This is a genomic window from Kribbella sp. NPDC050241, from assembly GCF_044459685.1.
Classification (GTDB): domain Bacteria; phylum Actinomycetota; class Actinomycetes; order Propionibacteriales; family Kribbellaceae; genus Kribbella.
On the sequence record NZ_JBITJE010000004.1, the window covers coordinates 490,890 to 503,931 of the forward strand.

General features: G+C 67.5%; 12 protein-coding genes. 5 read left to right on the top strand and 7 right to left on the bottom strand.

The window, feature by feature from the left end; all coding sequences use genetic code 11:
- Positions 1-50 precede the first annotated feature (50 nt).
- Both ACIBG5_RS22540 and ACIBG5_RS22545 read right to left on the bottom strand, forming a co-directional pair.
- Positions 51-1,700 (bottom strand): methane monooxygenase, encoded by a 1,650-nt coding sequence (locus ACIBG5_RS22540; protein WP_131354050.1) that lies wholly within the window; start codon positions 1,698-1,700, stop codon positions 51-53.
- A 95-nt stretch (positions 1,701-1,795) separates the two neighbouring features.
- Entirely contained in the window at positions 1,796-2,041 is a 246-nt protein-coding gene (locus tag ACIBG5_RS22545; RefSeq protein WP_396393433.1) for a hypothetical protein, read from the bottom strand.
- Positions 2,042-2,203: 162 nt separating this feature from the next.
- Here ACIBG5_RS22545 and ACIBG5_RS22550 point away from each other — a divergent pair, with 162 nt between their 5' ends.
- On the top strand, positions 2,204-4,012 hold the full coding sequence (locus ACIBG5_RS22550; RefSeq protein WP_396393434.1) for a sigma-54-dependent Fis family transcriptional regulator: 1,809 nt from the start codon (positions 2,204-2,206) through the stop codon (positions 4,010-4,012).
- 31 nt (positions 4,013-4,043) lie between these two features.
- Complete coding sequence (locus tag ACIBG5_RS22555; RefSeq protein WP_396393435.1) at positions 4,044-4,910, top strand: hypothetical protein; 867 nt, start codon at positions 4,044-4,046, stop codon at positions 4,908-4,910.
- 18 nt (positions 4,911-4,928) lie between these two features.
- Here the strand turns inward: ACIBG5_RS22555 and ACIBG5_RS22560 are convergent, their stop codons facing one another.
- Positions 4,929-6,119, bottom strand: a complete 1,191-nt coding sequence (locus ACIBG5_RS22560) for a mandelate racemase/muconate lactonizing enzyme family protein (RefSeq protein WP_396393436.1) — start codon at positions 6,117-6,119, stop codon at positions 4,929-4,931.
- Positions 6,120-6,274: 155 nt separating this feature from the next.
- Here ACIBG5_RS22560 and ACIBG5_RS22565 point away from each other — a divergent pair, with 155 nt between their 5' ends.
- From ACIBG5_RS22565 to ACIBG5_RS22575, 3 genes are all read left to right on the top strand, one after another.
- Positions 6,275-7,306, top strand: a complete 1,032-nt coding sequence (locus ACIBG5_RS22565) for an LLM class flavin-dependent oxidoreductase (RefSeq protein ID WP_396393437.1) — start codon at positions 6,275-6,277, stop codon at positions 7,304-7,306.
- Between the two features lie 4 nt (positions 7,307-7,310).
- Entirely contained in the window at positions 7,311-8,009 is a 699-nt protein-coding gene (locus ACIBG5_RS22570; protein ID WP_396393438.1) for an NADPH-dependent F420 reductase, read from the top strand.
- Between the two features lie 161 nt (positions 8,010-8,170).
- Positions 8,171-8,539, top strand: a complete 369-nt coding sequence (locus ACIBG5_RS22575) for an STAS domain-containing protein (RefSeq protein ID WP_396393439.1) — start codon at positions 8,171-8,173, stop codon at positions 8,537-8,539.
- On the opposite strand, the gene ACIBG5_RS22580 is transcribed toward ACIBG5_RS22575, so the two are convergent.
- From ACIBG5_RS22580 to ACIBG5_RS22595, 4 genes are all read right to left on the bottom strand, one after another.
- Positions 8,540-9,403: an EamA family transporter gene (locus tag ACIBG5_RS22580; protein WP_396393440.1), complete on the bottom strand. Its 864-nt coding sequence runs from the start codon at positions 9,401-9,403 to the stop codon at positions 8,540-8,542.
- Between the two features lie 83 nt (positions 9,404-9,486).
- A complete protein-coding gene (locus tag ACIBG5_RS22585; RefSeq protein WP_396393441.1) occupies positions 9,487-10,176 on the bottom strand; it encodes a DUF4386 domain-containing protein in 690 nt (229 codons plus the stop codon).
- Positions 10,173-10,424, bottom strand: a complete 252-nt coding sequence (locus ACIBG5_RS22590) for a hypothetical protein (RefSeq protein ID WP_396393442.1) — start codon at positions 10,422-10,424, stop codon at positions 10,173-10,175. The genes ACIBG5_RS22585 and ACIBG5_RS22590 overlap by 4 nt, the downstream gene beginning before the upstream one ends.
- A gap of 52 nt (positions 10,425-10,476) precedes the next feature.
- Positions 10,477-12,996, bottom strand: coding sequence for a LuxR C-terminal-related transcriptional regulator (locus ACIBG5_RS22595; protein ID WP_396393443.1), 2,520 nt, complete (start codon positions 12,994-12,996; stop codon positions 10,477-10,479).
- Positions 12,997-13,042 lie beyond the last annotated feature (46 nt).

The following is a 13,042-nucleotide window of genomic DNA, read 5'->3' on the forward strand; positions in this document are numbered from 1 at the left end:
ACGGACCGGGGCGGGCGGACACGGGGTGCCCGCCCGCCCCGGGGAGGGGATCATGCGTCGGCGGGTGCGCGGCCGGCGGGGCCTCCGCGTACATAGCGGGCAGCGAACGCGGTCCGCTCGTCGTCACTCATCTCGTTCAGCAGCACGTTCGGGCTCGCCAGTGGCGGGCACTTGCGCAGGTGATCGAGCGTCCACATCTTGTCCGGGTTCAGGTCGAGGTGTGGTTGCGCGACCATGGTCTTGCCGTCGTCCCTGACGAAGCCCATGTCGGACACCACGTCGGCCCAGTTCCAGCCGTGGTACAGCGTCTCCCACTCGCGGTGACCGATCAGCTTGCCCATGTTCGGCGTCTGCCGGCCCTGGTACGTCGGCCGGAAGGCGACCTCATCGGTCCAGCGGCACATGTCGTGGCAGTAGGTCCGCCACTGGCCGTCGACCTTGGCCATCACCATGTCCTCGCGGACCAGGCACGGGACCATGCAGGTCCAGCACCGGTGCGGGTACTCGTAGTCGACGTCCTCGAAGACGATCGGCTTGTGCCCGTTCGGCATCGACAGGCGGTTGTAGTTCTCCCACCAGGCGCCGTACTTGTCGTACCAGCCGGGGTACTTGTACTCGAACCACTCGAAGTCCTTGTCGGTCATCGGGTCGATCCGCCAGTAGTTGGCCAGCCAGCCGGTGGCGAAGAACTGCGCCACCTCGTGCACGTAGCCCTTGTTCCAGATCTGGTTCCAGGACTCCTCGATCAGGTCGTGCGGGATCTCGAGGCCGTACTTCTCCAGCGGCACCAGGTAGCTGCGGTAGTAGTCGTCGTAGATCCAGCGCCGCCACATCTCCGCGTAGCTCTCACGGTCCTTGCGGCGGTCCTTGGTGCCGTACTCGATGAAGGTGCCGATCGCGGCGTCGACGACACGGTGGTTGTTCCACCACGCGTAGCGCAGGTCGCGGGCGAGCAGCTGGTGGTTGCCTTCGTCGGCGAGTGCCATCAGCAGCGTCGCGTAGCCGTTGCTGATGTGCCGGGACTCGTCGGACTGGACCGAGTGGAACACGGTCGGTAGCAGGTAGTCGCCGTTCGCGGCCGCCTCGGCCGGCATGGCGACGAACAGCGTGTTGGTGAATGCCGTCTCCGCCACGATGGTCAGGTAGATACTGGCCGCCGTGATGGCATCACCGGTGATGAACCCCTCGGCGAACTGACGGCCGATGGTGCCGCAGTAGTCGCTCTGGAAGTTCCGCAGGCTGGAGTTGAAGCCGGCGGGGTCGATGTAGTTGTTCATGTACAGGCGCTTGAGGTTCTGCTGGATCGTCGAGTGCCGTACCTCGTCGATCATCTGGATCGCCTGGCCGTTGTGCAGTTCCGGGTTCGGCACCGTCCGGAACAGCAGCGGCATCGCCCGGGCGGCCGAGATCTCCGGCAGCGGGATGATGCTCAGGAACAGCTTCTGCCATTCCAGCCAGCGTTCCTGCACCTGGCGGAACATGTTTCCGCGGATGGCTCCGTCGGAGGCGCCGTACACGCGGTGGTCCTTCTCCTCCTGCATCGGGAAGTACGACCGCAGGACCTGCTTGAGGGGGTCCTTCTTCTGCGCCTTCTGGAACGTGTAGTCGGTCCCGTAGTGCGAGACCGGCTCGTGATACGCAGGTTCCCAGGACAATTCCTGGATCTTCTGGTGGGCCTTCGCCACACTTTGGCGACTCATGGCACTCCTCACACTCGTGGCCGACTGCACTTGCAGTACATCGCCGCTGTGACCGCCGTGGAGGTCTCAAATTGAGATGACGGACGGTCACCGGCTCAGGGGCTGCCGAACATCGCCTGTCTGAGCTCCGCCAGCCGGGCGTTCTTGGCCAGCGCGATCTGCTCGTCACCCTGCGGATCGGGCTGGATCCCGAACGCCTGCAGGAGAGCGGCGGCCGGCTCGCCCGGGTTCCCGGTCGCACCGAGGACCGGATGGAGCCCGGCGTCGGCCAGGTGCTCGAAGACGACGTTCACGACAGTCCACGGGTTGTAGGTCTCCCGGCTCGGGACAGCGCTGTCCATCGCAACCTCCTGATCGCTGCTTCGATCACAATCCCGCCGGGCCTCGATGGGTGTCTCAATCTGAGACGCCAATGGCGCCGGACTGCATTACGCTCGAAGTGCGAGGGACCGGTGGGGCGGTGGCACTTCAGCACCCGTGCCCGCCGTGCGTCAGGAGGCCCCGTGGAAGAACTCGTGCTCCCGACGGAAGACGACAGCGGGCGGGCCGCAAAGGCACGGCTGAACTTCCTCACGCTCGACCCGGTCGGGCCGAAGGACGTCCGGCCGTCGATCCTTGCCTCCTGGGTCAGATCGCGGCGGTGGAATCTGCCGGCCGATCGGATCTCGCTGCCCTACGTCGCGGATCCCGACCTGGAACTTCCGTTGTCCAGGAGCGCGAGACCAGTCCTGCAGCAGTTGCACGAACACCTTGCCGGTCAACCGATCAGCGTCATCCTGACCGACCGGACCGGCCTGGTGCTCCAGCGTCTGACCGCCGACACCGAACTGGCCCGGCACCTGGACAAGGTCCATCTGGCGCCCGGCTTCAGCTATTCCGAGGAGTTCGCCGGGACGAACGGGATCGGGACCGCCCTCGAAGGCGGCGGACCGATGCATGTCTTCGGGCACGAGCACTACGCCGAGGATCTCGAGGACCTCGCCTGCGCAGGCGTGCCGATCAAGCATCCGGTCACCGGCAAGACGGTCGGCGCGATCGACCTGACCTGCTGGCGCAAGGACGCCGGCACTTTGCTGATCGCGCTCGCCAAGACCACGGCCGACAACATCAGGGCAGCGATGCTGACCGACAGCTCGACTCGGGAGCTGGCGCTGCTGCAGGCGTACCGGCAGAGTGCACGCCGGCTCGGCGACATGATCCTCGCGGTCGACGACGACCTGCTGCTGATGAACGCGAAGGCCCGGCAGTGTCTCGACGCCACCGACCAGCGAGCGGTGCTCGGGTACGCCGGCGAGCTGCTGGCGCGCGGTGGCACCGACGCCGTCGTGGTTGAGCTGCCCACCGGGAGCTGGGTCAAGATCAGCTGCCGCCCGATCGCCGTCGGCGCGCGGGACGAGGCCGGCATCATCCAGGTCAGCCCGCACAACTCCGGCCCGGAGAGCCGGATGCCGACCGCGACGACGCATCGTCCACCGCCCCGGCCGGTCCTTCCCGGCCTGGTCGGCCGCAGTGCGCCGTGGCTGGGCAGCAGCCGTGAGGTCGACAACGCGTGCCGGGCCGGGCAATGGGTCGTACTCACCGGCGAGCGCGGTGTCGGCAAGGTCGCACTGGCCCGCGCTGCGCACCACCAGAACAACCCGGCCGGCCTGTTCCACATCGTCGACGCTGTCGGCTCGAACGGCGGATTCGGCGCGGAGCTGGAGGCCGAGCTGGCCGACGACATGGTCCAGGCGCTGGTGATCCGGCACGCCGACCGCCTCGGCCCGCGCGATGTCGAGGCAACGATCGAGGCCCTGTACGACGTACTCGAGCGGCGGCCGTCCGAGCCGCCGTGGATCGCGCTCACAATGACATCGGACGGCACGGAACTCCCTGATCTGGGGGAGTTGCTGGCGTTGTTCCCGCTGACCGTCGAAGTGCCACCGTTGCGGCACCACATCGAGGATGTCCGCGAACTCGTCCCGTACGTCCTCAACCAGGTGAGCCACGGTGACCTGAGCTGCTCACCGGAAGCGATGCAGCAGCTGATGCGGTCCTCGTGGCCCGGCAACACCGGGGAGCTGTGCCAGGTCCTCAAGCAGGTCGTTCTCCGCCGCCGTCGTACCGGCGTGATCATGCCGGCCGACCTCCCGGCCCGCGTCCAGGTCATAAGCCGCCGCAGCCTCAGCCAACTCGAGGCCCTCGAACGCGACGCCATCATCCGCAGCCTGGTCGCCAACGACGGCCACAAGGGCCGCGCCGCCAAGTCCCTCGGCATGTCCCGAGCCACCATCTACCGCAAAATCCACGACTACGGCATCCAACCCTCGTAATCCGATGTGTTGACGGCGGCTTGTACTCAGGGTGACCATCTCACCAAGAGCCGTTCGTATCCAGGGGGGAACGATGGCGGATACCAACGTGGGCGCTGGGGGGCGCGGGCGCACGGTGAGGCTGGTCATGCCGATCGGGTTGATCGGCCTGCTGTTCACCGCCTGGTACACCTACCCGGGCTTCCAGAAGTCGGTGTGTGGGACCGAAGTGTTCCGCGCGCATCACAGTGTCAACAAGGCCTGTAGTCCAGAGCATCGACCGGTCGAGATCGCCGACGCCACCGCGAAGCTCGACGCGTTCTTCAGGCAGGTGGGCAGCGGCCGGAAGGACAATGCGAAAGACTTCTACACACCTGCGTTACGCGAGCGTGTCAGCGACGAACGCTTGAACGCCGATTGGCCGGCAACTGTCGTTGCGGTCGAGCGCACTGCGCCGTTGCAGCCCGCCTCGGAACCGGACCAGTTCGTCGTCACCTATCGGCGATTCGACGTCCCCGCGACGAAAGCGTATTCGGGCCGTCGGGGCAAGGTGAACCGATTCACCCAGACGGTCCGCCTGCAGGGGTCCGATCACGGTGTGCTGATCGATGACTTCGTCGCTTCGCCCCGGTCGACCCCGGGGGTGGGTGAAGGAAAGAGCCGTGCCTTCGCGTGGATCACCTTTCAGGTCAACACAGTGACCCGACGGGCGCCCAGTCTGAGTGCGGACCTCACGCGAGCAACGGATGTCAGGCGGGGCAACGGACTGAGAGTTCTCTGCGCGTGGGTGGACGAGGACAGCCGTCAGTGGTTCCGAACCTACGTCGGGTGGGCCGACGGGAACGAGGTGGACCTGGGGCAGGTGCCGGCGGAAGGAGTGCTCGACTGTGCGACCGACGGCTTCGGCGTCGTCCGTTGAGCGCGGCTGCGGTCGAGGTCACGACCGGCTGATTGTGCGTTCGACCTCGTTGCTCTCGGCGAGGCCTGGGCGGAGGCGGATTCCGTGGCCGGGGGTGTTGGGGATGGTGATTCGGCCGTTGGTGATTTGGGGGAGGCCTTCGACCAGGTCGGTGTACCAGGTGCGGAGGAAGGCTCGGACTGTTTCTTGGATGAGGCCGTTGGGGGAGGCGAGGGTCAGGTGGGTGCAGGCGGCCAGGGAGGTGGGGCCGGTGCAGTCGTGCGGGGCGATGGGGATGCCGTAGGTGTCCGCCAGTGACGCGACCTTGCGGGCTTCGGTCAGCCCGCCGGTCCATTGGACGTCGAGGGTGGCTACGTCGATGGCACCGGATTGCAGGAGGGTTGCGAACCCGCGTCGTCCGACAGCCGTCTCGCCACAGGCGATCGGTACGTCGACCGACGACGCCAGCACCTGGAGGGCGTCGACCGCGTCGGAGCGCATCGGATCCTCGACCCAGTACGGGTGGTACGGCGTGAGTGCCTCCATGATCGTGGTCGCGGCACCGCGGCTCCACAAGCCGTGCAACTCGACCATGAGGTTCATGTCCATCCCGACCTCGGACCGGATCGCCTCGATGACGGCAAGACCCCGCTGCAGGTCGTCATGGCCGATCGTCAGCCCACCGGTCGCCTCCGCGGCCTGGTCGAACGGCCAGACCTTGAGACCACCGATGCCCTCGTCGAACAGTTCCCGCGCGAGAGCGGCGGGCCTGGTCATGAACGCCTCGAGATCCTCGTACGGGCGTTGCCCAGCGGAGCCATCCGGGATACCCCAGTTGTCCGACCGCTGTCGCGTGCTCGAGCCGATGTACCCGGGCCCGGCGCAGGTGTTGTAGATCGGCACCGACGTCCGCACCGGACCGCCGAGCAGCGCGGCCAGCGGCAGACCGGCGTACTGCCCGAGCAGGTCCCAGAGTGCGAGGTCGACGGCAGCGTTGCCGCGTACCTCCGCGCCGGCGCCCTGGAACCCGAGGTACGGCGTGAGTGCCTGTGCCATCGCCTCCGGGGTGGCGTCCTCGGCCTGCAGCACCACCTCGGCGGCGGACTCGTGGATGTACGCCTCCACGGCCCGGGCACCGAAGAACGCCTCCCCGAGCCCGACCCGCCCGTCGTCCGTGTGCAGGCGCAGGAACATCAGATTCGGCTGGATCCGGGGTCGGATCGTCTCCACGGCGGTGATTCTCACAGCGGCTGGCACCTGCCTCAGGCTTCGGGGATCGTCCGGACCATCCTGTCAGCGGCCGGAATGAACGTGCCGCCAGCGGTGTTGACATGTCAACCTAGAATTGTTCAGGCTGACGTGGACAGCAGATGGGAAGTGGACGGATGAGCGACCTCTTGTTCGGGCTCGACACCTTCGGGGACATTCCGGAGGGTGACAACGGCGAGCTCGTGCCGGCCGCGGCGGCGATCCGGCAGGTGGTCGAGGAGGCCGTGCTGGCCGACCAGCTCGGCGTGGACGCGATCGCGCTCGGGGAGCACCACCGGCCGGAGTACTCGATCTCCACACCGGAGACGGTGCTGGCCGGGATCGCGTCGAAGACCGAGCGGATCAAGCTCGGATCCGGCGTGACGGTGCTGAGCTCCGACGACCCGGTCCGGGTGTTCCAGCGATTCTCGACCGTGGACGCGCTGTCGAACGGACGCGCTGAGGTGATCCTGGGTCGTGGTTCGTTCACCGAGTCCTTCCCGCTGTTCGGTTACGACCTGAAGGACTACGACGTTCTGTTCGAGGAGAAGCTGCAACTGTTCGTGAGGTTGCTCGACGAGAAGCCGGTCAGCTGGGAAGGCACCACCCGGGCCGCGCTGGACAACGCCGAGGTCTACCCGAAGACCGAGTCCGGCCACCTGAACACGTGGGTCGGCGTCGGTGGATCGCCGCAGTCCGTCGTGCGTACGGCGTACTACGGCCTGCCCTTGATGCTGGCCATCATCGGTGGAGCGCCGGACCGGTTCGCGCTGTACCTCGATCTATACAAGAAGGCGGCCGAGCAGTTCGGCACCGTCGCGCACCCGGTCGGGATGCACTCGCCGGGCTTCATCGCCGACACCGACGAGGAAGCGAAGGAAGTGTTCTACCCGCGGTACAAGGTCATGCGCGACCGTATCGGCGCACTGCGTGGCTGGCCGCCGATCAAGCGTGAGGAGTTCGACGCCGAGGTCGCCCACGGCTCGATGTACGTCGGATCGCCGGAGACTGTCGCCCGCCGGATCGCCGGTGCGGTCCAGAAGCTGGATGTCGGCCGGTTCGACCTGATCTACAGCGCCGGACCGGTGCCGGCGAGCGCCCGGATGAAGGCGGTCGAGCTGTACGGCACCAAGGTCATCCCGATGGTCCGCGACATCCTGGCGGGCTGACGTCATGACCGACAAAACCACGATCGCCATCCTCGGTGCCGGCAAGGTCGGCACCGTGCTCGCCCGGCTCGCGGTAGCGGCCGGTTACCGCGTACTGATCGCCGGCTCGGGTGACGTCTCGAAGATCGCGCTGATCGTCGAGATCGTCACGCCGGGCGCCGTCGCGACCACAGCGGACGAGGCGGTGGCGCAGGCCGATGTGGTGATCCTGGCGCTGCCGCTCGGCAAGTACCGGACTATTCCGGTCGAGGCGTTGCGCGGCAAGCTCGTGATCGACGCGATGAACTACTGGTGGGAGGTCGACGGCATCCGCGACGACCTGACCGACCCGCGGACGTCGTCCAGCGAGATCGTGCAGGACTTCCTGCCCGAGTCCCGTGTGGTGAAGGCCTTCAACCACATGGGCTACCACGACCTCGACGAGGGCGCCCGCCCGCACGGATCCCAGGATCGAAGGGCCATCGCGATCGCGGGCGAACCCGCGGACACCGCCGCGGTTGCGGAGATCGTCGACGCGCTGGGCTTCGACCCGGTGATCGCCGGCCCGCTCGCCGAAGGCATGCGACTCGAACCCGGGACCGAGCTCTTCGGCGCGAACGTCCCGGCGGACGAGATCCACGCCATGCTCACCCGCTTCCCTGACACTCCGCGCGGCCAGGCGGTCAGCGAGGCCCGGTCGGAGGTCTCCCGCCTGACGGCGTGACCCACGCCTCGGTGTCACGGTGAATACGGGTGGGTACGGGACGTATGCACGTGGCATGTCGAAGGGACGGCCCGCAGTACGTTCGAGGAGTCGCAGTGAAAGCAGTGAGACGTTCGGGGGCCGGGCATGTGAGTACACCGCGCGTGGTCCGATCTGCCAACATGCCGACGGACGTGAGTGGTCCGTTCGTCTGCGGTTGGTCGGCGGTCGGAGACTGCGCGGTGGTTCGCGTCGCGGGCAGGATCGACGACGTCAGTGCGCCGACGTTCGAGACCGAGTTACACCACGTGATCACCACCAAGCTGCCGACGCTCGTGGTCGATCTTCGCCGGGTGAGTCACATGGATCGTGCCGGCATCGAGGTGCTGAGGACCGCCGGTGAGTTGGCGGCCCAGCACAACGGATGGCTGCGGGTCGCCGGCGCGGCAACCTGGCTGGCCGAGCTGTTGTCGGACCTCGGCGAGCGGATCCGTCAGTATCCGAGCCTCGCGGACGCGTTGCCGTCGTACCGGCCGGCCCCGTCCGCGTGATCACGTCTTCTCGTGGTGCAGCGCGACCGCTGCGACGATGACCGCGACCGCCCCGAGTTCGGCGAGCGTCGGGATCTGACGCAGTACGGCGGCACCGATCGCCGTCGCTGTGGCGGGCAGCAAGGCCAGCATCAGCGCGAACGTTGATCGCTTGAGCCGGGCCATCGCGAGTTGATCGCTGACATACGGGATGACCGACGAGCAGACCCCGACACCGACCGCCGCGGCCAGGAGCTTCCAGTCCGTGAACGCCGGTTCGGCCTGCATGACCCCGACTGGCAGCGCGATCACAGTGGCGATGCCCATGGCGAGCGCCAACCCGTCGATCCTGCGCAGTCCGTCGACGCGCGACACCCGGTGTCCGAGTACGACGTACGCCGCGAAGAGGAGCGCGTTGAGCGCTGTGCAGAGCAGGCCGATCCAGTCCTGCGACAGCCTGATGTCGGTGAGGATGTAGACCCCGGCGACGGCGAGAACGAGCGCCAGCAGGTTCCGGAGACTGCGCACCGCGATCGCGGCCAGCACGATGACCGGTGCGAACTCGGCCGCGGCGACCGTTCCCAGCGGCACCCGGTCGATCGCCAGGTAGAAGCTGCAGTTCATCACCGCGAGAACGGCGCCCCAGCCGGCCAGCAGTTTGCGAGTGGGCGGGTCCAGAGATCGCCACGCCTTGAGTGGCCGGCGCCAGAGCCAGAAGATCGTGCCTGCGGCCGCGATCCGCAACCACGCGACGCCGAGCGGCTCGATCCGCGCGAAGAGCAGGACTGCCATGGCCGGCCCTAGATAGTGGAAGATCGCGCTGACGACGAAGTACGTCTGTGCAGGTACGACGTCGACCAGCCCGGCGTCCTTGGTCTTTTGCACTCCACAACCGTAGGAATCGGACACCTCGCCTACCATGGCGTTCCGGTAAGCGTGAGGTGCCCGATGCCTTCAACTCGAAAGGTTCAGACCCGTCGGAAGCCCTTGGTGGTCAGGTAGACGCCGACGGACAGTTCCCAGGCGGCGACGGGCAGCGTGGCGAGCAGGGACCAGGTGGACGTCTGCGTGTTGTGGCCGAAGACGGTGAGCATGTTCGCAGTGAAGAGAATCGGTGCACCGATGAGGCCCATGGTGGGGATGATGCGGGGGACCAGGCGGGACCGGTAGAGCAGGGTGCCGAAGAGTACGGCGTTGATGGCGGCCATGAAGCCGGGGCCGAACAGGAACGTCCAGTCGCGGACGGCGACCAGTGCTTGACCGGTCGCGACGTCGCCGGCCTGATCCTGCCGCAGGGTGACGACGGCGAGGAGGCTGACGACACCGACCATGATGATGGCGGCCTCGATCAGGCGGGAGCCGACGAAGCCGAGCGCCAGGGACTCGTTGCGTCGCCTCACCACCGGATACACCGCGACCGCGGAGCCGACACAGGTGACGGCGTTGACGAAATCGAGGAAGCAGCCCCACAGAACGCGGGTGTCCTGACCGGCGCCGGTGATGTAGCCGGCGTCGTTCAGCACCGGGCTGAGCAGCACCAGCGCGGGTATCGAGGCGGCGAACGTGATCAGGTAGAAGATGCCGCCGGCCCGGGCGTTGTTCCTGGTCGGGTCTGCGGTACGACGGTCGGCGGATGCGGTTGATGCGGTGATGGTCATGGCAGTTCTCCAGGTGATGAGTGCTTCGCCGGATCGGAGTCGGTCCGGGCGACCGACAGCAGCGGGAGGCCGAGGTCGCGCAGCTTCTGCAGTACGCCGTGCAGTGCGGCCTGGTCGGCGACGCGGCCGTGGATGACCGTGGTGCCGTCGGCGGCGCTGGTGACGGTCAGGCCGTCGAACCAGGTAGCCCACCGCGGGTGGAGCTGCCCTTGCAGGCGGATCTCGTACCAAGCTGAATCGTGCGACATGTCCGCAAGCTACGAGCGCTTGTGGTGACCGGGCATCACATCATGTGGTGATTCAGCGTGTGAGCAGGTTGAGCTGGTGAGCCAGCCGGACCGCGCTGCGCCGGTTCGTGACGCCGAGCTTGGCGTAGATATGCTTGGTGTGAGTGCGCACGGTGTTCAGCGACACGACGAGTTGGCGCGCGATCGAGGGGCCGTCGAGTTCGCCGGCCAGCAACCGCAGTACGTCGAGCTCCCGGTCGCTCAGCGGGTCGACCAGGACCTGCTCTCCGGCCGGCTTCGGAGCCTGGGAGGTGGGCCGGCGTACCGCGTCCAGCAGCACGCGCGGGTAGAGCCAGTCGGGCCGGCGTTGCGCGAGGGCCGCCAGCATGGACGTCATCGGTGGGCCTTCGGCGATGAAGACACGGACATAGCCTTCGGGCTCGGCCAGCGTCAACGCTCGTTCCAGCGGATCGACGCCACCTTGGGCGAGCGCCCGTAGTACGAGGATCTCGATGACGGTCCCGGTGCGGCCGCCTGCCTCGGCCGCCGCTTGCAGCCGTTCGAGAAGGTGGATGGCGTCACCGCGTGCTTGCTCGGCGAGGAGGATGCGGGCCAGCGTCAGGTGCTCGTATTCGCGCAGGTACGAGAGTTCGTCGTCCATCGACAGACCCTGCTGACGGATCCAGTCGCGGGCGGCGGACAAGTGGCCCTGGGCAACCAGGACGCGCGCCCGGAGTGCCGCGATCGGACGAACGTTCGGTGCGAAGTCGCCGACGTACACGCGCTCGGCCGCATCGAGCTGATCCCGGGCGCCGACGAGATCGCCCTCCGCTTCCTGGAGGCGGGCCATCGCCACGCGCCATCGATAGGGGTTCTGCGGCAGGCCGGCGGCCGGTCCCAGGTCGTCGGCGCGGCGTAGATAGTTGCTAGCGGCGTCGAGATCGTTCCGCTCCAGTGCGAGCCCGCTCAACCCGACGTACATGTCCGCTGTTCCGCGGAGACCTTCGCCGAGGTCGAGGGCTCGCTCGAAGGTGTTCTGGGCCTGCCGGAGGCGACCTTGCGTGATCTCGATGTCGGCCAGGGTGATCGAGCAGCCGAGGACGTCGGCGATGTACCCGATCCGTTGCAGATCCCGCGCGGTCGTCGTATAGCCGTCATGCGCGGCTTCGAGATCCCCGCCGGTCCAGTGCGCGAGACCCGCCAGCGCCGAGGCAGAGGCGGTGGTGAGGTGGTCGCCGTCGACAGCGCGATCCATCGCGCGGCCGGCATGCTCGATCGTCCCGGCCGGATCGCCGGAAGCCAGCGCCAGCGCGGCCCGGTACGTCTCGATGGCGCCGGGCAGCTTGACGAGTTCGCCACGGTCGACGACCACCAGTGCATCCGTCGGTCCGGCCAGCACGCGCTCGACGTCGTCGATCCGTTGCCCGACACCGTCGAACTCGTTGCAGGACATCAGTGCCCCGACGAATCCGACTGCGAGCACCGGCCGTTTCTGAACGACGTCGTTCGGTATGTCGTCCAGCCAGCGTCGCAGGGTGGGTTCCTGCCGCTCCCGTTGCAAGGCGGGCACGGCCAGCTCGACCAAGTCCGCGGCATGCTCAGCGTCGCCGGCCGCAAGGGAGTGCTGCACGGCTGCGACAGTCTCTCCGGCCTCCTCGTACCAGCTGCTGGCGCGCCGGTGCAGCTCCTCGAGGTCGCCACGTTCCTCGCGCAGATGCGACCGCAGGACGTCGCCGAAGAGGTGGTGATAGCGGTACCACCGGCGATGGTCGTCGAGCGGGACCAGGAAGAGGTTCTGCCGCTCGAGTGCCTCGAGCATCGCCTTGCCACCGGATCGTCCGGTCACCGCATCGCAGAGCGGCCCGGTCAGCCGGTCGGCGATCGACGTCTCGAGCAGGAACCGGCGTACGTCGTCCGCCTGCCGATCGAGCACCTCGTCGAGCAGATAGTCCACGACGTATCTGTCATCGCCGGCGAATCCCTCGATGAACGCAGTCGTGTCGTCACGACCCTGCAGCGAGAGTGCCGCCAGCCGGAGAGCGGCGATCCACCCCTCGGTCCGCCCTTCGAGCGTCGCGATGGCCGCCGCGTCAAGATCCAGCCCGGTCAGATCGTTCAGGTACGCCGTCGCCTCGCCGACGGTGAAGCGGAGATCGGCGGCGCGAATCTCGACCAGGTCGCCACGCGCACGCAAGCGCGCAAGGGGGAGCGCGGGGTCGGCCCTGGTGCTGATCAGCAACTGGACCTGTGGCGGGAGATGTTCGACCAGGAACGCCATCCCCGGCTGGATCTCCGGACCGTCGGCGAGGTGATAGTCGTCCAGCACAAGATCCACGTCGTCGGGAAGAACGCTGAGCTCGTTGAGTACGCCGGCCAGCACCGACTCGATCGGCGCCTGACCCGACCGGAGCAACGCGAGCGCGCCCTCGCCGACACCCGGAGCGGCCCGCTCCAATGCGGTCAGCACGTAGGCCCAGAAGGTGGTGGCGTGACGATCACTCGCCTCCAACGATACCCACGCGGTCCGGCCCGGGCGCTCGGCCACCAAGGCCGAGAGCAGGGTCGTCTTTCCGAAACCCGCCGGTGCCGACACGAGCGTCAACCTGATGTCGTCCCGGCGTCGCAGACTCTCGGTGAGC

What these genes read in the sequence shown, in the direction of transcription:
- ACIBG5_RS22590 (WP_396393442.1), bottom strand. Translation starts at nt 10,424, where the DNA reads ATGTCGCACGATTCAGCTTGGTACGAGATCCGCCTGCAAGGGCAGCTC.
- ACIBG5_RS22565 (WP_396393437.1), top strand. Translation starts at nt 6,275, where the DNA reads ATGAGCGACCTCTTGTTCGGGCTCGACACCTTCGGGGACATTCCGGAG.
- ACIBG5_RS22540 (WP_131354050.1), bottom strand. Translation starts at nt 1,700, where the DNA reads ATGAGTCGCCAAAGTGTGGCGAAGGCCCACCAGAAGATCCAGGAATTG.
- ACIBG5_RS22545 (WP_396393433.1), bottom strand. Translation starts at nt 2,041, where the DNA reads ATGGACAGCGCTGTCCCGAGCCGGGAGACCTACAACCCGTGGACTGTC.
- ACIBG5_RS22585 (WP_396393441.1), bottom strand. Translation starts at nt 10,176, where the DNA reads ATGACCATCACCGCATCAACCGCATCCGCCGACCGTCGTACCGCAGAC.
- ACIBG5_RS22570 (WP_396393438.1), top strand. Translation starts at nt 7,311, where the DNA reads ATGACCGACAAAACCACGATCGCCATCCTCGGTGCCGGCAAGGTCGGC.
- ACIBG5_RS22575 (WP_396393439.1), top strand. Translation starts at nt 8,171, where the DNA reads ATGCCGACGGACGTGAGTGGTCCGTTCGTCTGCGGTTGGTCGGCGGTC.